Origin of the sequence: Streptomyces alboflavus (assembly GCF_000716675.1) — a bacterium.
GTDB lineage: Bacteria > Actinomycetota > Actinomycetes > Streptomycetales > Streptomycetaceae > Streptomyces > Streptomyces alboflavus.
This window is the reverse complement of sequence record NZ_JNXT01000011.1, coordinates 62855-83096: the sequence shown is the minus strand read 5'-3', so window position 1 is coordinate 83096 and position 20242 is coordinate 62855. Positions and strand designations below refer to the sequence as shown.

The following is a 20242-nucleotide window of genomic DNA, read 5'->3' as shown; positions in this document are numbered from 1 at the left end:
CACGGGCAATGTGACCTGGGGTTTCTCTGAGCCGCCTTCGGGATTCGAACCCGAGACCTACGCATTACGAGTGCGTTGCTCTGGCCATCTGAGCTAAGGCGGCGCGCGTCCCGCACCTATGGTGCGATCAGCAACGACGCCAAGTCTACACAGTTTCCGGGGGTGCTCCGTACACCCCTGCGAGGCGGGGGCCGGGAGGGTGGTTCGGGGCGGTGACCTGGGGTTATGTGCAGCGCTTGTCCTGCTGGGGGGCGCGGCCCGCCAGGAGGTAGGTGTTGATCGTGTCGTCGACGCAGCGGCTGCCGCGGCCGTACGCGGTGTGGCCGTCGCCCTCGTAGGTGAGGAGGCGGGCCGAGGTGAGCTGGGAGGCGAGGGCCTTGGCCCAGCGGTAGGGGGTGGCGGGGTCGCGGGTGGTGCCGACGACGATGATCGGGTCGGCGCCCTTGGCCTCGATGCGGTGCGGCTTGCCCGTGGCCTTCGTGGGCCAGTACGTGCAGTTCAGGGCCGACCAGGCGAGGCCCTCGCCGAAGACCGGGGAGGCCTTCTCGAAGTCGGGGAGCGCCTTTCGCACATCCTCGGGCGAGGTGAAGGACGGCGGCAGGTCGAGGCAGTTCACGGCGGTGTTGGCGTACATGAGGTTGGAGTACGAGCCGTCGCCGTCGCGCTCGTAGTAGCTGTCGGACAGGGCCAGGAGCATCGAGCCGTCCTTGTCCTTCATGGCCGCGGTGAGCGCGTCGCGCAGCTGCGGCCAGGACGTCTCGTCGTACATCGCCGCGATCACGCCGGTCGTGGCCAGCGCCTCGCCGAGCTTGCGGCCGTCGGCCGGGCCGGTGTCGCCCACGGGGAGCGGGGCGCGGTCCAGGTCCGCGAAGAAGCCCTTCAGGCGTTTGCCCGCGTCCGCGGCGTTCTTGGTGCCGAGCGGGCAGTCCCGCTGTCGCACGCAGTCCTTCGCGAACGACTGGAACGCCGTCTCGAACCCGGCCGTCTGGTCGCGGTTCATCCGGCGCGCGGGCAGGGAGGGGTCCATCGCGCCGTCGAGGACCAGGCGGCCGACGCGGTCGGGGAAGAGGCCCGCGTACGTCGCCCCGAGGAACGTGCCGTACGAGGCACCCACGTACGTCAGCTTCTTGTCGCCGAGCGCCGCCCGCAGGATGTCCATGTCACGGGCCGTCTCCACGGTGGAGACGTGCCCGAGCAGCTTCCCCGAGCGCTTCTTGCAGCCCGCCGCGAAGTTCTTGTACGACGCGGCGAGGCGGTCGGTCTCACGGCGGTCGTCCGGTGTCGTGTCCGTCTGCGTGTACGCGCTCATCTGGCGGTCGTCCAGGCAGGTCACCGGCTCGCTGCGGGCGACTCCGCGCGGGTCGACCGCCACCATGTCGTACCGGGCGCGGACCTTTTCCGGGTAGCCGAGGGCCGCGTACGACTGGAGGTATCCGACGGCCGAGCCGCCCGGGCCGCCGGGGTTCACGAGCAGTGAGCCGATGCGGCCGCCCTTGCCCGCCGCTCCTCCCGTCGCCCGCTTGCGCGACACCGCAAGCTTCACGTCGCCCGCGTCCGGCTTGGCGTAGTCCAGGGGCGCCTTCATCGTCGCGCACTGGAACCCGGGCACCCCGCAGTCGCGCCAGCGCAGCTTCTGGGCGTAGTACGACGTGAGCTCCTTCGGCGTGGCGCGGGGCAGCTCGTCCATGACCACGTCCGTCGACGAACTCGCCGACGAGCAGCCGGAGATGAGCAGGCCGACGGCCATGAGGGCCAGGCAGTCGCGGTGGAGGCGACGGGCTCGGGGAAGGAAGGTTCGCATCTCGCGAGACTAACTCTATGGAGTTGTTGAATCACTTTGCGTACTCGTTCGGGTGATGCGGTCAACCGGCTGTTGCTGTCGCTCTCTCGCGGTCGGCGTCCGCGGTCGGTGGGCGGTCGCCTTCCGGCGTCGGCGGGCGTCGCTCTCTCGCGGTCGCCGCGGCGTGGGCACCTCGCCCCGCGCCGCGCGCCCAGCGGCCCTCAGCCCGCCCGCAGCGCCACCGTCATCGCCTCCACCGCGAGCAGCGGCGCCACGTTCCGGTCCAGGGCCGTGCGGCACGCGCCGATCGCCTCTATGCGGCGCAGCGTCGACTCGGGCGACGTCTCTCGTGCCATGCGCTCCAGCATGTCCTGCACCTCGGTGTTGGCGAGCGGGACGCGGGAGCCCAACTGGAGGGCCAGGACGTCTCGGTAGACACCGGTGAGGTCGATGAGGGCGAGGTCGAGGCTGTCGCGCTGCGTGCGGGTCTTGCGGCGCTTCTGCTTGTCCTCAAGCTCCTTCATCACGCCCGCCGTGCCGCGCGGCATGCGGCCGCCCTGGGCCGCGCCGAGCGCGGCCTTCATGTCCTCGGTCTCCTTGACGTCGACGTCCTCGGCGACCTGCTTGGCCTCCTCCGCCGCCGTGTCGATCAGCTCCTGCGCGGCCTTCAGGCAGCCGCCGATCTCTCCGACGCGCAGCGGCAGTTTGAGGACGGCGGCGCGGCGCTCCCGCGCGCGCTCGTCGGTCGCGAGCCGGCGGGCGCGGCCGATGTGTCCCTGGGTGGCGCGGGCGGCGGCCGCGGCGGCGGTCGGGTCGATGCCGTCGCGGCGGACCAGCATGTCGGCGACGGCCGCCACCGAGGGCGTACGCAACGTCAGGTGGCGGCAGCGGGAGCGGATGGTGGGCAGCACGTCCTCGAGGGAGGGGGCGCAGAGGAGCCACACCGTGCGGGGGGCCGGTTCCTCCACTGCCTTCAGGAGGACGTTGCCCGCGCCCTCCGTGAGGCGGTCCGCGTCCTCCAGGACGATGACCTGCCAGCGGCCGCCGGCCGGGGACATCTGGGCGCGGCGGACCAGGTCGCGGGTCTCCTTGACGCCGATCGACAGGAGGTCTGTGCGGATGACCTCCACGTCGGCGTGCGTACCGATCAGGCTCGTGTGGCAGCCGTCGCAGAAGCCGCAGCCGGGCTCGCCGCCCAGCGCGCGGTCGGGGCTCACGCACTGCAGGGCGGCGGCGAAGGCACGGGCGGCGTCGGCCCGGCCGGAGCCGGGCGGGCCCGTGAACAGCCAGGCGTGCGTCATCTTCGACGACTCGGGCAGCGGGGTGTCGGCCGCGACGGCGGTGACGAGCGCGTCGGCGTCACGGGCGGCGGCGCCGAGCTGCCCGCTCACCTTCTCCTGGCCCACCAGGTCGTCCCACACCGGCATGGGTCACCGCCTTTGCCCTACCGACGCACACCACCCCTCGGCGTACGTCCCATTTCGCACTGTCGGACTCATTGTGGGGCACCCCACTGACAACACCGCCCACGGCGTCCCTGAGCTGGGCCGATGCCCGCGCGGCACTTCTCCGGCCCGCCCCGGCACATTTCAGCCCGTCCGGCGTTTGAGGACGAGGCGCGAAGCGCCGATTCGGCGGCGCCCCGTCCCACCCGAAGGGGAGCACCCGCCCCCGGGGTCCAGGGGCGAAGCCCCACACACGGCGGAGCCGCACATTGACACAGCCGGAGAAGGGGCGGGACTGGGGCGCACCCGCGGGGCCTCAGCCGCGACGCCGCCCCTCATCCACATCGTCGTCCTCACGCGACCCGAGCAACTCGTCCGCCAACGACGGCAAGTCGTCCAGCGGCGTCTCCTCGGCCCAGTCGGGCCGAGGCCGCCGCCGCGGCGTACCGTCCTCATCGACCTGCGGCAGCTCCCGCGTACGGTCGTTGGGACCCCGCAGCGCCTCCCCCGACGGGTCGCCGCCGGACGGGCCGTCGCCGGGCCGCTCGTCGCGGAAGTAGCCCGGCGGCACCTTGTCCGCCACGGTCTCCGCGCGCCCGCCCCGCGCCGGGGGCTCACTGCCCACGGCCGGGAGGACGGCGGTCTCGTCGGCCGCACCGGGCACGGACGCCTTCGGCAGCTCGGCGGTCACGTCGGACTCCCCGGGCGCACCCGCGCCGGACCGGCCCGCACCGGACTGCCCCGCGGCCCCGGCCTCCGGAACCTGCGGCAGCACAGCCGTCTCGTCGGGGGCCCCTGGAACCTGCGGCTTCACCACAGGCGTGGGCACGGTCGTCTCGTTGTCGGGCGTCCCACCGGGCGCGGCGGGCGCCTTGCCCGCCGCGTCGCGGGACGTGTCGGCCGAGTCCGAGGACTTGCCGTCGGCCGGGGCCGGAGTCGTGGCCGCCTGGGCCGACTTGTCGAGCGACGCCTTCCCGGAACCCGTAGCCCCACCGGACCCACCGGGCCTGGCAGCCCCACCAGCGCCACCACCCCCCACAGACCCCACAGACCCCACAGACTCCGCAGCCCCCGCAGCCGCCTCCGCCAACAGCCGGGCCTCCTCCGCCCGCCGCAGCGCCTCCTCCGCCTTGCGCTGCTTGTCCAGGCGGCGGGCCTCGGCCTCGGCGTGCAGCCGGGCCTGCTCCTCGGCCGCGCGGCGGCGCCGTTCCTCCTCGGCGGCGCGGGCCTGCTCCTCGGCCTCGCGCCTTGCCTCCTCGGCGAGGACCCGGGCGCGCTCCTCCTCGGCCTTGCGGCGGGCCTCCTCGGCGCGCAGCCGGGCCTCCTCGGCCTGGCGCTCGGCCTCGCGGCGCTGGGCCTCCTCCAGCTCGCGCCGCTTGCGCTCTTCCTCCTCCGCGCGGAGCTTGGCGAGCTGTTCCTGTCGCTCGCGCTCCAGGCGCTCCTCCTCGGCCTTGCGCGCGGCCTCCTCCTCGGCGCGCCGCCGCGCCTCCTCCTCGGCCTTGCGGCGGGCCTCTTCCTGGGCCTTCACCTCGGCTTCGGAGAGGGGCAGTACGAGATCGAGGCGGTGCCGGATGACGGTAGTGACGGCCTCCGGCTCCTGAGCCGCGTCGACGACCAGGTAGCGACCGGGGTCGGCGGCGGCCAGGGTGAGGAAACCGGAGCGCACGCGCGCGTGGAACTCGGCGGGCTCGGACTCAAGGCGGTCCGGGGCCTCCGTGAAGCGCTCGCGGGCCGCTTCGGGGGCCACGTCGAGCAGGACGGTGAGGTGCGGGACCAGGCCGCCGGTGGCCCAGCGGTTGATGCGGGCGACCTCGGTCGGCGACAGGTCACGGCCCGCGCCCTGGTAGGCCACGGACGAGTCGATGTACCGGTCGGAGATCACGACGGCCCCGCGAGCGAGGGCGGGTCGTACGACGGTGTCGACGTGCTCCGCGCGGTCGGCGGCGTACAGCAGCGCCTCCGCGCGGTGGGACAGACCGGCCGACGACACGTCGAGCAGGATCGACCGCAGCCGCTTGCCGACCGGCGTGGCACCCGGCTCGCGCGTGACGACGACTTCGTGGCCCTTGGCGCGGATCCACTCGGCGAGCGCCTCGGCCTGCGTGGACTTGCCCGCGCCGTCGCCGCCCTCCAGGGCGATGAAGAACCCGGAGTCGGCGGCGGCCTGCACCGGGTCGTCGCCGCCGCGCAGCGCGTCCCGCAGGTCGTGGCGGAGCGGCACGCCCTGCCGGTCGTCGGCCTTGGCGAGCACAAGCGCGGCCACGGGCAGCAGCAGCGCGCCGACCAGCATCAGCGTGAAGGACGCGCCGCCGTGGTCGAAGACGAACTTGCCGTTGACCATCCGGTGCGGCCCGATGACAGCCGCGAGCAGCGGCGCCACGAGCGCGGCGAGCGCCACGAAGAGGCGGACGACGGCCTGGAGGTGCTCGGTGGTGCGCGCCCTGCGGTAGTCCTCGACCTCCTGGTCGAGCAGCGCGTGCCCGAGGTTCGCGGCGATACCGGCGGCGAGTCCCGCGAGCCCCAGGATCAGCAGGACCGTCGTCACGTCGGGGACGAGTCCGGCGGCGAGCAGCGCGACTCCGGTGACGGTGATCGCGAGCGCGAGCAGCCGGCGGCGCGACAGGGACGGAAGGAGCGCGGGCGCGGTGCGGATGCCCGCGACCGTGCCGCCGGTCAGCGCGAAGACGAACAGGCCGTACGTGACGGGCCCGCCCTGGAGGTCCTTGGCGTGCAGCACGGCGACCGCGACGGCCGCGGCGATGGCCCCGGCGACGGCGGTGCAGGCGGCCACGAGCAGCGGGATCGCGCCGGTGCGGCCCTTGTCCGTGCCGCTGCCCGTGCGCGGCCTGCGCAGGCCCTCCAGGGGGCTGCGGGCGCGGGGCGTGTGCGTACCGGGAAGCTCGATGGCGTACACGATCGACAGGGACGCGGCGAAAAGGCCGGCCGCGAGGAACGAGCCGAGGCCCGCCTGGTGCTGCTCGAACCAGTCGACTCCGGCGCCGAGCAGGATGCCGACGAGGCTGACGGCGACGAGAGCGACGGCCGCGAGCGGCAGCGCCACGAATCCCGTACGCAGCGACAGGCGCCGCAGGGCGTCCATGTGGTCGGGCAGGGGCCGCACCGTGGCGCCCTCCAGGGGCGGTCCCGGCAGCAGCGCGGGCGCGGCGCTCTCGCGGGCGACCGTCCAGAAGCGTTCGGCGACACCGGCCACGAACGCGGTGACGAGCAGCATCGCGAGCGCGTTGTCCGGCGTCCAGTCGATCCACAGGGGCGCGCAGATCAGCAGCGCGGCCCGGACGCCGTCGGCGCCGACCATGGTCCAGCGCCGGTCCAGCGGGCCGTCGGGCGACGTCAGGGACGTCAGCGGGCCGAGCAGGACCGCTCCGAAGAGGAGGGTCGCGAGAACGCGCGCTCCGAAGACGGCGGTCACCGCGATGGCGACGCCTCTGTAGCCGTCGCCGAAGGCCCCCTCCGCGATGGCCGCTTGGAGGGCGAGCATGACCAGGACGAGGAGCGCGAGCGCGTCACCGACGCTGCCGACGAGGTGCGCGCTCCACAACCGCTTCAGCTGCGGTACGCGCAGCAGGGCGCGCACCGCACGCTCGCGGGAGTCCGCGAGCAGGGCGTCATCGGGGGCCGTGGTCATGGCGGGTGGCTGTTCGGCACGCGTCATCCGTCCAGCCTATCTGGACGCCGAGCCTCCCCGCGGGGCCCGCCCGAACACATGGACCCGCACGCTCCCGGCCTGCACCGCAGCGGCCGCACCGGCCCCGGGCACGGAAACGCGGCGCCGGGGCACCCGTTCCTCGGGCACCCCGACGCCGCGTCACACCGACCGGTTCAGCTAGCTCAACCGGATCAGTCTTCGGACGTCGCCTTCGAAGCCGCCGCCTTCTTGGTCGTGGTCTTCTTGGCCGCAGTCGTCGTCTTCTTGGCTGCCGTTTTCTTGGCAGCTGTCTTCTTGGCCGCCGTTTTCTTCGCCGGGGCCTTCTTGGCCGCCTTCTTGGCGGTCTTCTTCGCGGGCCCCTTCGCCCGCTTCTCGGCGAGCAGCTCGAAGCCGCGCTCCGGGGTGATGTCCTCGACGCTGTCGCCGGACCGCAGGGTCGCGTTGGTCTCGCCGTCCGTCACGTACGGACCGAAGCGGCCGTCCTTGACGACGACGGGCTTGGCGCTGACCGGGTCCTCGCCCAGCTCCTTCAGCGGCGGCTTGGCCGCGGCACGGCCGCGCTGCTTCGGCTTGGAGTAGATCTCCAGGGCCTCTTCCAGCGTGATGTTGAAGAGCTGCTCCTCGGCCTCCAGGGAGCGCGAGTCCGTGCCCTTCTTCAGGTACGGGCCGTAGCGGCCGTTCTGCGCGGTGATCTCCACGCCTTCGGCGTCCGCGCCGACGACGCGCGGCAGCGACATCAGCTTCAGGGCGTCCGCCAGGGTCACCGTGTCCAGGGACATGGTCTTGAAGAGCGACGCGGTGCGCGGCTTGACCGCGTTCTTGCCGGTCTTCGGGGTGCCCTCGGGAAGGACCTCGGTGACGTACGGGCCGTAGCGGCCGTCCTTGGCGATGATCTCGCGGCCGGTGCCGGGGTCCGTGCCGAGCGCGAAGTCGCCGCTGGGCTTGGCGAGCAGCTCTTCCGCGTACTCGACGGTCAGCTCGTCGGGCGCCAGGTCGTCGGGGACGTCGGCGCGCTGGTGGCCCTCGGAGTCGCGCTCGCCGCGCTCTACGTAGGGGCCGTAGCGGCCGACGCGGAGCACGATGTCGTTGCCCACGGGGAAGGACGACACCTCGCGGGCGTCGATGGCGCCCAGGTCGGTGACGAGCTCCTTGAGGCCGCCCAGGTGGTCGCCGTCGCCGTTGCCCGCGTCGGCGGCGCCTCCGGAGGACTCGCCCTCGCCGAAGTAGAAGCGCCTGAGCCACGGCACGGCCTGTGCCTCGCCGCGGGCGATGCGGTCGAGGTCGTCCTCCATGCGCGCGGTGAAGTCGTAGTCGACGAGCCGCCCGAAGTGCTTCTCCAGGAGGTTGACGACGGCGAAGGACAGGAAGGACGGCACCAGGGCCGTGCCCTTCTTGAAGACGTAGCCGCGGTCGAGGATCGTGCCGATGATCGACGCGTACGTCGACGGGCGGCCGATCTCGCGCTCTTCCAGCTCCTTGACCAGGGACGCTTCCGTGTACCTGGCCGGGGGCTTGGTGGCGTGGCCGTCGACCGTGATCTCGTCGGCGGACAGCGCGTCGCCTTCGGAGACCTGCGGCAGGCGGCGCTCGCGGTCGTCCAGCTCGGCGTTCGGGTCGTCGGCGCCCTCTACGTAGGCCTTCAGGAAGCCGTGGAAGGTGATGGTCTTGCCGGACGCGCTGAACTCGGCGTCGCGGCCGTCGGCGGTGCGGCCGCCGATCTTCACCGTGACGGAGTTCCCGGTCGCGTCCTTCATCTGGGAGGCGACGGTCCGCTTCCAGATCAGTTCGTAGAGCCGGAACTGGTCACCGGTCAGACCGGTCTCCGCGGGCGTGCGGAAACGATCACCCGAGGGGCGGATCGCCTCGTGCGCCTCCTGCGCGTTCTTGACCTTCCCGGCGTACGTCCGCGGCTTGTCCGGCAGGTAGTCGCTGCCGTACAGCTGCGTGACCTGCGCGCGGGCCGCCGAGACCGCCGTGTCGGACAGCGTCGTGGAGTCCGTACGCATATAGGTGATGAAGCCGTTCTCGTACAGCTTCTGGGCCACCTGCATGGTGGCCTTCGCGCCGAAGCCGAGCTTGCGCGAGGCCTCCTGCTGCATCGTCGTCGTGCGGAACGGGGCGTACGGCGAGCGGCGGTACGGCTTGGACTCGACCGAGCGGACGGAGAAGTCGGTGTGCTCCAGGGCGGCGGCGAGCGCGCGGGCGTTCGCCTCGTCCAGGTGCAGGGTGTTCTGGCTCTTCAGCTGCCCGAGCGAGTCGAAGTCGCGGCCCTGCGCGACGCGCTTGCCGTCGACCGTGGTGAGGCGGGCGACGAGCTGGGAGGGGTCGCTGGAGTCACCGGGGCGGCCAGTGCCGAAGGTGCCGGTGAGGTCCCAGTACTCGGCGGAGCGGAAGGCGATGCGCTCACGCTCGCGCTCGACGACGAGGCGGGTCGCCACGGACTGCACACGGCCGGCCGACAGGCGCGGCATGACCTTCTTCCACAGCACCGGCGAGACTTCGTAGCCGTACAGGCGGTCCAGGATGCGGCGGGTCTCCTGGGCGTCGACCATGCGCTTGTTGAGCTCGCGCGGGTTGGCGACGGCGCCCTGGATCGCGTCCTTGGTGATCTCGTGGAACACCATGCGCTTGACCGGGACCTTGGGCTTCAGGACCTCGAGGAGGTGCCACGCGATGGCTTCGCCCTCGCGGTCCTCATCGGTGGCAAGGAAGAGTTCGTCGGAGTCCTTCAGCAGGTCCTTGAGCTTCTTGACCTGCGCCTTCTTGTCGGCGTTGACGACATAGATCGGCTGGAAGTCATGCTCGACGTCCACGCCGAGGCGGCGCACCTCGCCCGTGTACTTCTCGGGGACCTCCGCGGCGCCGTTGGGAAGGTCGCGGATGTGCCCGACGCTCGCCTCGACTACGTATCCGGGGCCGAGGTAGCCCTTGATCGTCTTCGCCTTGGCAGGCGACTCGACGATGACGAGTCGGCGGCCGCCCTGTGCGGTCTCGCTGGTCGGGGACAACTTCGCTCTTCTCTCCGGTCGACGCTCGGTGGGCAGTGCTGCGGCGGTGCGGTCCGGCGCCGTGGGCGCTGTGACCGCGCTTGCGTTGCGCTGACGCTGCGGAGTGTGACGGTACATCCCGCCCCCGTGTCAAACGGGAAAAGCCCGCAACGGCCACTCGAACGGTAACCCGACTACCGCCATTCCTGCCGCCTGGGCTGGCCCCTGGGCCTTGGGCGGTGTCGGTGCGGGGTTCCTCTCAGGGTGCCGTGGGGGTGGCGTGCCGTCTATCGCGCTGCGCGCTCGTCCTCAATCGCCGGACGGGCTTTTCCCCACCCGTACCCACCCGTCCGCCCGCGCTCCTCAGCCGCCGCGACGGGCAATTCCAGCCCGCCCCGCGTTTGAGGACGGGCAATTCCAGCCCGTCCGGCGTTTGAGGACGAGGCGCGGAGCGCCGATCAGCGGGGGCCCGGGGGCGGCAGCCCCCGGTTTCGGGAAGGGGCGGGCCTGGGGCGCACCGCGAGGCCCCGCCCGCTCGGCCTCACAGACGTGTGAAGGACCACACCGCCAGCGCCAGGGCACCGAATCCGGCCAGCGTGGACAGAGCCGCGGCGGCGGTCTGGTGAACGCCGTGGGCCACGGGCGCGCGGTGCGCGACCCGGGTCCCCGTCCACAGCAGCAGGCCCGCCCCGAACAGCGCGAACACCGTCCCGGCGAAGATCGCTGGTCCGCTCTCCATGCCCTGGCCTCCCGCGCCGTCCGTGCGGCACCTGTCGGGTACCCCGGCTGGGGAGGCTGGCACGCCCGGACGGCGGAAGCGCGAAATCCGAGTGAACGGGGGGCGGCGTCCGGGGCCCACAATGGCTGGATTCGCTCCCGGAGAGGCTGATTTCTCCCCTGCGGGTGGGACCTGGGCACGTCTGCTGCAGCGCGGCCGAGCCTGGGTACGTCTGTCTGCTCGCGGCGCGGCCGAGCCTGAGCGCGCTGTCCCAGCAGGCTCTTCCGCCGCTGCTACCTCTGCTGCCCCTGCTGCCTCAGCTGCCTCTACTGCCGCTACTGCCCCACAGGCTCCAGGAACCCCTGCTCCACCAGGAGCCGGATCTGGGCCGGGGTGCGGTCGCGCAGCAGCACGGCGTCCTCACCCATCAACTGCGCGATGGCGTCCAGGATCCGTCCCGCGCTCAGCGTGCCGTCGCAGACGCCCGCGAAGCCCGCGCCCACCGTGTCGACCTGGGTGGCGCGCCGCATGCCGCGGTGCTGGCGCAGCACCACGTGCTCCGGGTCCTCGGCGCCGGGCAGGCCGATCTGCTCCTGCACCACGCCCTCGGCGAGCTTGAAGTGCTCGGCGAGCAGCGCCGCGTCGTCGTGCGCGCGCAAGTAGTCCTGTCGGCCGAAGAACGCCTGCACCGTCTCGCCGAGGGGCTGCTCGACGGGGTGCGTCCACTCCTCGACGGTCACGGACGGCTCGGCGGCGCCGGACTTGCGCAGGGTGATCCAGCCGAAGCCGACGCCCCGGGTCTTGCGGGCCTCGAACTCGTCCAGCCAGGCGTCGTACCGCGCGGCGTACTCGGCCGGGTCCGTGCGGTGGTCCCCGGCATCGCGCAGCCACAGCTCGGCGTACTGCGTGACGTCCTGCACCTCGCGCTGCACGATCCACGCGTCACACCCGCGCGGCACCCAGGAACGGACCCGCTCGGTCCACTCCTCGCCCTCCACGTGCTGCCAGTTGGCGAGAAACTGCGCGTACCCCCCTTCGTTCAACCGCTCCCCCGCCTCCTGAACGATCGAGCGGCACAGATCGTCCCCGCCCATGCCACCGTCCCGGTACGTCAGCCGGGCGCCGGGCGAGATGACGAACGGCGGGTTGGACACGATCAGGTCGTACGTGGCGTCGCCCACCGGCTCGTACAGGGAGCCCTCCCGCAGGTCCGCTTCGGGCGCGCCGGACAGGGCGAGCGTGAGGCGGGTGCAGTGCAGGGCGCGGGGGTTGAGGTCGGTCGCGGTGACCCGGGTGGTGTGGCGGGAGGCGTGCAGGGCCTGGATGCCGGAGCCGGTGCCGACGTCGAGGGCGCTCGCGGCGGGCGTCCGCACGGTGATGCCCGCGAGTGTCGTGGACGCGCCGCCGACGCCGAGCACCACGCCCTCGTCGCGGCTGCCGATGCCTCCGGCGCCGCCGACCGCGCACCCCAGGTCGGAGACGATGAACCAGTCCTCGCCGTCGGGGCCGCCGTAGGGCCGAACGTCGACGGTCGCGCGCAGCCCGTCGGCACCGTCCGCCCCGTCGGCACTGTCCGCCCCGTCGGCACCTTCTGCACCGTCCGCCCTGTCCGCCCGGTCCGCCCCGTCCTCCCCGGCGCCCACCGTGCCCTCCGCGCCCTCCGCGCCCTCCGCGCGGACGAGCCAGCCGCTCTCCAGGAGCGCGTCCACCGGCAGCACGTCGGCCACGCGCGCGTGGGGCACGGCACGCTGCAGCAGGAACAGCCGTACGAGCGACGCCAGCGGCCCGTCGTCGCGGGTGGCCCGGAGCGCGGGCACGGTCTCGCTGCGGGCGAGCGCGGTGTAGGCGGGCGCCCCGAGCAGTTCGAGCAGTCCGTCGGCGGTGAAGTCGGCGGCGAGGAGGGCTTCCCGCAGTCGCACGGTGACGTCGGCGCGGTCGGACGAGGGCAAGGGCATGCTGGCGTTACTCACCCCCCAATTGTGACCCGCCCGCTCAAGACGGCGCCCCCGGCGCCACTGGGCACCGGGGGCACACGGCCGTACGGATGAGCGGTCCCTACGGAGACGCCCCGCTCGGGTCCTGCGAAGGCGCCACGAACGCGGCCAGTACCAGGACCGGCGGCCGGCCCTAGGACTTCGGGGAGGACGCCGCCGACTTGCAGCCGTCCTGCTCGCGCATGGCCTTGCCCACGTCGCCCGCCTCCAGCTTCTTCTGGGCGGTGTTCTCGCTCTTGCTGAGCTTGCCCAGCTCCTCGGCGATCTTCGCGAGGTCGTCCGCGAAGGCCGACTGGTCCTTGGTGTCGAGCTTGTCGGTCTGCGTCTTCAGGTCGGCGTACGACTTGGAGAGGCCGTCCAGCTCCTTCACGGCGTCGTTCAGCTTCTTCTCGCCGTCGTCGGTGGGCGGGGCGCCCGCCTTCTTCAGGGCGGCGCTCCGCTGGGCGTACGCCGCGGAGATGTCGCCGAACGCCTTGGAGTCGGTGCTCTTGACCTCGTCCGGCGAACTGTTGTCGGCGGTCTGCTTCTTGATGGCCGCGTTGGCGTCGGCGATCTTCTTCGACTGCGGCCCCACGGCCGTGTCACAGACCTTCTTGGCCCAGTCGTCCAGCTTCTTGTCACCGTCGTCACTGCTGCATCCCGACAGCGCCAGTACCAGTACCGCACCGCCGGACAGTGCGGCCGCGAGCTTCTTGTTCACCGGATTGGTCCCTTCCATGGCTCTCGGCCCCGGAACTTACACGCCAACTGGGCGACAACCTCATGCCAGGGGTGCGTTACGCCCCCTATTGCAGCCATTTGCACCAAGCTACAGGTACGAGAGAAGGCTCACGAGGCCCGCCCCGCGACCCCGTGCACACGCCTGCGGGCGGACGGCGCCTCAAAAAGCGCCGCCCGCCCGCGTGTTGAGCGGATCCACCGCGTCCGGCCGGTCCGGGTCACCCCCGTCCCGGCCCGGCGCGGCCCCGCGTCGGTCTACGTCACGAAACCACCGCCGGGTCCGCCGAATTGGCGACCTTGCCCTGGGGCTCGGCGTCGCCCACGGCGATCCCGCGCCGCTTGGACACGTACACCGCCCCGACGATGACCGCGATGGACAGCACGGCGATCAGGACCCGCATCGCCACGCTCTTGTCCTCGCCGTAACTGAATTTGACGACCGCGGGCGCGATGAGCAGCGCCACCAGGTTCATCACCTTCAGGAGCGGGTTGATCGCCGGACCGGCGGTGTCCTTGAACGGGTCGCCGACCGTGTCACCGATCACCGTCGCGGCATGCGCCTCGCTGCCCTTGCCGCCGTGGTGGCCGTCCTCGACGAGCTTCTTGGCGTTGTCCCAGGCGCCACCGGAGTTGGCGAGGAACACCGCCATCAGCGTGCCGGTGCCGATCGCGCCCGCGAGGAACGAGCCGAGCGCGCCGACGCCGAGGCTGAAGCCCACCGCGATGGGCGTGAGCACGGCGAGCAGACCCGGCGTGGTCAGCTCCCGCAGCGCGTCCTTGGTGCAGATGTCGACGACGCGCCCGTACTCCGGCTTCTCCGAGTAGTCCATGATTCCGGGGCGCTCGCGGAACTGCCGCCGCACCTCGTAGACCACGGCTCCGGCCGACCGCGACACGGCGTTGATCGCGAGCCCCGAGAAGAGGAACACGACCGCCGCGCCGAGGATCAGGCCCACCAGGTTGTTGGGCTGGGAGATGTCCATCACCAGGTTCATCGGGGCGCCGTCGCCGAGCTTCTGCCCGACGTCGTCCGCCGCCTCGGCGATCGCGTCGCGGTACGACCCGAAGAGCGCCGAGGCCGCGAGCACCGCCGTGGCGATGGCGATGCCCTTGGTGATGGCCTTGGTGGTGTTGCCGACGGCGTCCAGGTCGGTGAGGACCTGCGCGCCCGCGCCCTCGACGTCGCCGGACATCTCGGCGATGCCCTGCGCGTTGTCGGAGACCGGCCCGAAAGTGTCCATGGCGACGATGACGCCGACCGTGGTCAGCAGCCCCGTACCGGCGAGGGCCACCGCGAACAGGGCGAGCATGATCGACGTACCGCCGAGCAGGAACGCCCCGTAGACGCCGAGGCCGATCAACAGTGCGGTGTAGACGGCCGATTCGAGGCCGATCGAGATGCCCGCGAGCACGACCGTGGCCGGGCCCGTCAGCGAGCTCTTGCCGATGTCCTTGACGGGACGCCGGTTGGTCTCGGTGAAGTAGCCGGTGAGCTGCTGGATCAGCGCGGCCATGACGATGCCGATGGCGACGGCCACGACCGCGAGGATCCGCGGGTCGCCGTCCTTGGCGAGGATCGCCGCGTTCGTGACGCCGTCCAAGTCCGCGTACGACGACGGGAGATAGATGAAGACGGCCGCGGTGACGAGCGCCAGCGAGATGCCCGCGGAGATGAAGAAGCCGCGGTTGATGGCGGTCATGCCGCTGCGGTCGGAGCGCCGGGGCGCGACGGCGAAGATCCCGATCATGGCGGTGATCACGCCGATCGCGGGCACGATCAGCGGGAACGCGAGTCCGGAGTCACCGAACGCCGCCTTGCCGAGGATCAGCGCGGCGACAAGCGTGACGGCGTACGACTCGAAGAGGTCGGCAGCCATCCCCGCGCAGTCGCCGACGTTGTCGCCCACGTTGTCGGCGATGGTCGCGGCATTGCGCGGATCGTCCTCCGGAATGCCCTGTTCGACCTTGCCGACCAGGTCGGCGCCGACGTCGGCGGCCTTGGTGAAGATGCCGCCTCCGACACGCATGAACATCGCGATCAGCGCTGCCCCGAGGCCGAAGCCTTCGAGGACCTTGGGAGCGTCGGCCGCGTACACGAGCACCACACAGGAGGCGCCGAGCAGACCGAGCCCCACCGTGAACATGCCGACGACGCCGCCCGTACGGAAAGCGATCTTCATGGCTTTGTGCGAGACGGCGGTGAGATCCTTTTCCGGCTCGCCTTCCGCCGGTGTCGCTTCCCGCGCGGCCGCGGCCACGCGCACATTGCTGCGTACGGCGAGCCACATGCCGATATAGCCGGTGGTCGCCGAGAAGGCCGCGCCGATCAAGAAGAAGATCGAGCGTCCTGCCCGCTGATTCCAGTCGTCCGCGGGCAACAGCATGAGCAGGAAGAACACCACGACGGCGAATACGCCAAGGGTGCGCATCTGACGTCCCAGATAGGCATTCGCGCCTTCCTGGACCGCCGCCGCGATCTTCTTCATGCTGTCGGTGCCCTCGCCTGCCGCAAGGACCTGGCGCACCAGGATCCAAGCGAGCACGAGCGCCGCGACCGCGACGGCCGCGATCACCATCACGATGAGCCGGTTGTCGTCGGTCAGTACCGCGGCTGCGAGGGTTGAGGGGTGGTCAAGCTGATGAGGGGTAGAAAGCCCCGCCATTCGTCCTCCTTGACGCTTGGGCTGAGCTCAAGATGTGGACGGATTGTAGGGAGCCTGACCTGATCAAAACAGTGTGCCGCAAACGGAATTGGCGCGGGAGTGCGTGTCCGCAAATGATCGCGCCGCTGGATTGACCCCGAAAGCGGTAACGCCCCAAAAGCATTGACGCCACGACTGAAGCCGACTTCTGTTCTTGATCGCCGAAGTCCTGACGTCCGGAATCACTAGTAACACAATTTAAACTCCGAACACCCACGCCGATAACCGAACGCCTTCGCCCTCACCCGACGCTCCGACCCCACCCATCCCGACCTCTGGCCTGACCCGCCCGAGCTCTGTCCCGACCCGCACCGAGGCCTCTGCCGGGTCGCAGGCGCCATCCTCCAGCCCGTCCGGCGTTTGAGGACGAGGCGCGAAGCGCCGACAGGGGGCAAGGGGCGAAGCCCCATATGAACCACGGGGCCCAGGGGCGGGAGCCCTGGGAGGGGCGGGCGGGTGGGGGAAGCAAAAAGCCCCGGCGCGGGCCGACGCAACAGCGCACGGCGGCAAGCCGGGGCACAGCAAGACACAAGGGGGCGGCCCCGGACCCGGCCGGGGTCAGGCCACCACAGCCGACCGTCAGGCCGTCGTGGGCCAGGTCATCCGAATCGACCCACCGTTCTCCCCGGCGGTCACTTCCACGTCGTCCACAAGCCCACTGATGACCGCAAGCCCCATCTCGTCCTCGCCCTCGGCCTCCAGATCCTCCCCGGATCCGGGCGGCGCACCGGGCGCCCGCTCCCCGGGCGCGGAACGCGGAGCCTCATCGCCGACCTCGATGGAGAACTGCTTCTCCTCCTCGACGAGGGCGACCCGCACGGGCGCGGGAATGTCGGCGGCCTGATGCAGCCCGACGGCACGGGTGCAGGCCTCACCGACGGCGAGCCTGACCTCGTCGAGGACCGCCTCGTCCACACCCGCCCTGCGCGCGACCGCGGCCGCCACCAAGCGGGCGGTCCGGACGTGCTCGGGCAGCGCGCTGAAGCGGAGTTCAACGGTGGCCATGCATCCCCCTCGGACATACACGCGTGCTGTCAGGGGGCCCGGCCGTCGGCCCGGCCCCCTGCCGTACTGCCACTCCGGGCCAGCGGCCCGGAAGCCCCGGGACGAGTCCCGGGGCGCCCGGCCACAGCCGGGCAACCGGCTCAGTCGGTGGCGGCGACCGCTTCCTCGACCGAGGTGTGGATCGGGAACACCTTGGTCAGACCGGTGATACGGAAGATCTTGAGAATGCGCTCCTGGTTGCAGACCAGGCGCAGCGAGCCCTCATGGGCACGCACCCGCTTCAGGCCACCGACCAGCACGCCGAGTCCGGTGGAGTCGAGGAAGTCCACTCGCTCCATGTCGACGACCAGATGGAAACTGCCGTCGTTCACCAACTCGACCAACTGCTCGCGCAGCTTGGGCGCGGTATAAACATCGATTTCGCCACCGACCTCGACGACCGTACGATCGCCGACGGTACGGGTCGACAGAGACAGGTCCACGGATCCTCCAGCACCTTGCTATCGAGCGGTCGCCCCTCGGGACACCTCGGCCCACGCCCTCGGGACGGATCGCCAGCCGCGATGGCATTCAATCACTTACCGGCAGGCGCGCACGACGCCTTCGGACCATTGTCCATCCCGCCGGTGACACACTCGGTGCCGATGGCCAACTTTTCTCTCTCCGGAGGACCCTCTCGGGACACCCCGGCCCACGTCTCCCCGCAGTCGGTCCTCGACCGGCTGACCACGGGGCCGAGCCGGGCTGCGCGCGTCACTCATACGGAGCACCTGCCCCCACGTGCGGCCCGTTATGCGGTCTGGCCCGATCGCATCCGAGCGGAGGTGGTCGCCGCCGTGCAGTCGGCCGGAATCGATCACCCGTGGGCCCACCAGGCGCGGGCCGCCGAACACGCCCTTGACGGCGAGTCCGTCGTCGTCGCGACCGGCACCGCGTCCGGAAAGTCATTGGCATATCTCACACCCGTCCTCTCGGCGCTGCTCGACGGCTCCGAGGCTCCGAACGGCCGCGGCACCACCGCGCTGTACCTGGCCCCCACCAAGGCCCTCGCCGCCGACCAGCGCCGCGCCGTGCGCGCCCTGGCCGCCCCGCTGGGCACGGCCGTACGGCCCGCGGTCTACGACGGCGACACCCCCGTCGAGGAACGCGAATGGGTACGCCAGTACGCCAACTACGTCCTGACCAACCCCGACATGCTGCACCGCGGCATCCTCCCGTCCCACCCCCGCTGGTCCTCCTTCCTGCGCGCCCTGCGCTACGTCGTCATCGACGAGTGCCACACCTACCGCGGCGTCTTCGGCTCCCACGTCGCCCAAGTCCTGCGCCGCCTGCGCCGCTTGTGCGCCCGCTACGGCTCCGACCCCGTCTTCCTCCTCGCCTCCGCCACGGCCGCCGAACCGGCCCTGGCCGCCGAACGCCTCACCGGCCTCCCCGTCACCGAGGTCGCCGACGACGCCTCACCTCGCGGCGAGGTCGTCTTCGCCCTGTGGGAGCCGCCGCTCACCGAACTCCACGGCGAGAAGGGCGCCCCGGTCCGCCGCACCGCCACCGCCGAGACCGCCGACCTGCTGACCGACCTGACCGTCCAGGGCGTCCGCTCCGTCGCCTTCGTACGCTCCCGGCGCGGCGCCGAACTGATCTCCGTCATCGCCCAGGAACGCCTCGCCGAGGTCGACCGCTCCCTGGTCCGGCGCGTGGCCGCCTACCGGGGCGGCTATCTCCCCGAGGAGCGCCGCGCCCTGGAACAGGCCCTGCACTCCGGCGAACTCCTCAGCCTCGCCGCCACCACCGCCCTCGAACTCGGCATCGACGTATCGGGCCTGGACGCCGTCGTCATCGCCGGCTATCCCGGCACCCGCGCCTCCCTCTGGCAGCAGGCGGGCCGCGCCGGACGCTCCGGCCAGGGCGCGCTCGCGGTCCTCGTCGCCCGCGACGACCCGCTCGACACCTATCTCGTCCACCACCCCGAGGCGCTCTTCGACCAGCCCGTCGAATCGACCGTCCTCGACCCCGACAACCCCTACGTCCTCGCCCCCCACCTCTGCGCCGCCGCCGCGGAACTTCCTCTCACCGAGGACGACTTCAAGCTCTTCGGCCCTGCCACCGGGGACCTGCTCCCCCAGCTCGAGGCCGCGAAGCTGCTGCGCCGCCGCACGAAGGCCTGGCACTGGACCCGCCGCGAGCGCGCCGCCGACCTCGCGGACATCCGCGGCGGGGGCGGCCGGCCCGTGCAGGTCGTCGAGGAGGGCACCGGCCGCCTCCTCGGCACCGTCGACGCCTCCGCCGCGCACACGACCGTCCACGAAGGCGCGGTCCACCTCCACCAGGGCCGTACGTATCTCGTCCGCGGCCTGGACCTGGACGACTCCGTCGCCCTCGTCGAGGAGGCCGTCCCGCCGTACTCGACCACCGCCCGCGACACCACCGCCATCTCCGTCCTCGACACCGACACCGAGATCCCCTGGGGCCCCGGCCGCCTCTGCTACGGCTCCGTCGAGGTCACCAACCAGGTCGTCTCCTTCCTGCGCCGCAAGCTCATCACCGGCGAGGTACTCGGCGAGACCAAGCTCGACCTGCCGCCCCGCACCCTGCGCACCCGCGCGGTGTGGTGGACGGTCACCGAGGACCAACTCGACGCCGCCCGCGTCAATCCGGAGATCCTCGGCGGCGCCCTGCACGCCGCCGAACACGCCTCCATCGGCATGCTGCCCCTCTTCGCCACCTGCGACCGCTGGGACATCGGCGGCGTCTCCGTGCCCCTGCACCCGGACACCCTGCTGCCGACGGTCTTCGTGTACGACGGCCAGCCCGGCGGCGCCGGATTCGCCGAGCGCGCCTTCCACACCGCCCGCACCTGGCTCACCGCCACCCGCGAGGCCATCGCCTCCTGCGAGTGCGAGGCCGGCTGCCCCTCCTGCATCCAGTCCCCCAAGTGCGGCAACGGCAACGACCCCCTGCACAAGCGCGGCGCGATCCGTCTCCTCACCACCCTCCTGAAGGACGCCCCCTCGACCTGACCCCAGGGCAGAGGCGGGAGGCCCGCCCGCGGCGACGGGCGAGCCCTTGAGGGCGGGCGCCCTCTCTGCGGCGGGCGGCGTCTGGGCCTCGGCGACGGACGCCTCCTCGGGTGCGGGCGCTCTCTCGGCAACGCCCGCACCCGGCACAGAGCCCGCAGACACCGCTGGTCCACCAGACCCCACGAGCCCTGCAAACCTCACTGGCCC

At 71.9% G+C, this 20242-nt stretch carries 11 protein-coding genes and 1 tRNA gene; 1 reads left to right on the top strand and 11 read right to left on the bottom strand.

The window, feature by feature from the left end; all coding sequences use genetic code 11:
• Positions 1-29 precede the first annotated feature (29 nt).
• The 11 genes from OO63_RS11060 to bldG form a co-directional block, all read right to left on the bottom strand.
• Positions 30-103 (bottom strand) — tRNA-Thr (locus OO63_RS11060).
• A 120-nt stretch (positions 104-223) separates the two neighbouring features.
• On the bottom strand, positions 224-1801 hold the full coding sequence (locus tag OO63_RS11055; RefSeq protein WP_030359676.1) for an alpha/beta hydrolase: 1578 nt from the start codon (positions 1799-1801) through the stop codon (positions 224-226).
• A 200-nt stretch (positions 1802-2001) separates the two neighbouring features.
• Positions 2002-3207, bottom strand: coding sequence for a DNA polymerase III subunit delta' (locus OO63_RS11050; RefSeq protein ID WP_030359675.1), 1206 nt, complete (start codon positions 3205-3207; stop codon positions 2002-2004).
• Positions 3208-3541: 334 nt separating this feature from the next.
• A complete protein-coding gene (tmk, locus tag OO63_RS11045) occupies positions 3542-6898 on the bottom strand; it encodes a dTMP kinase (RefSeq protein ID WP_030359674.1) in 3357 nt (1118 codons plus the stop codon).
• A 185-nt stretch (positions 6899-7083) separates the two neighbouring features.
• Entirely contained in the window at positions 7084-9900 is a 2817-nt protein-coding gene (gene topA, locus OO63_RS11040) for a type I DNA topoisomerase (protein ID WP_030359673.1), read from the bottom strand.
• A 520-nt stretch (positions 9901-10420) separates the two neighbouring features.
• Positions 10421-10618 carry a hypothetical protein gene (locus tag OO63_RS11035; RefSeq protein WP_030359672.1) on the bottom strand — a complete coding sequence of 66 codons (198 nt, stop codon included), beginning with the start codon at positions 10616-10618 and terminating at the stop codon, positions 10421-10423.
• A 314-nt stretch (positions 10619-10932) separates the two neighbouring features.
• On the bottom strand, positions 10933-12552 hold the full coding sequence (locus OO63_RS11030; RefSeq protein WP_030359671.1) for a DUF7059 domain-containing protein: 1620 nt from the start codon (positions 12550-12552) through the stop codon (positions 10933-10935).
• A gap of 172 nt (positions 12553-12724) precedes the next feature.
• Positions 12725-13309: a hypothetical protein gene (locus OO63_RS11025; RefSeq protein WP_030359670.1), complete on the bottom strand. Its 585-nt coding sequence runs from the start codon at positions 13307-13309 to the stop codon at positions 12725-12727.
• 262 nt (positions 13310-13571) lie between these two features.
• A complete protein-coding gene (locus OO63_RS11020) occupies positions 13572-15974 on the bottom strand; it encodes a sodium-translocating pyrophosphatase (RefSeq protein WP_030359669.1) in 2403 nt (800 codons plus the stop codon).
• A 618-nt stretch (positions 15975-16592) separates the two neighbouring features.
• The gene (locus tag OO63_RS11015; RefSeq protein ID WP_030359668.1) at positions 16593-17018 is read right to left on the bottom strand and encodes an ATP-binding protein; all 426 of its coding nucleotides are present in this window, start codon (positions 17016-17018) and stop codon (positions 16593-16595) included.
• A gap of 140 nt (positions 17019-17158) precedes the next feature.
• The gene (gene bldG / locus OO63_RS11010) at positions 17159-17500 is read right to left on the bottom strand and encodes an anti-sigma factor antagonist BldG (RefSeq protein ID WP_030359667.1); all 342 of its coding nucleotides are present in this window, start codon (positions 17498-17500) and stop codon (positions 17159-17161) included.
• Positions 17501-17581: 81 nt separating this feature from the next.
• On the opposite strand from bldG, the gene OO63_RS11005 reads away from it, so the two are divergent.
• Positions 17582-20035: a DEAD/DEAH box helicase gene (locus tag OO63_RS11005; RefSeq protein ID WP_078619074.1), complete on the top strand. Its 2454-nt coding sequence runs from the start codon at positions 17582-17584 to the stop codon at positions 20033-20035.
• The last annotated feature ends 207 nt before the right edge of the window (positions 20036-20242 follow it).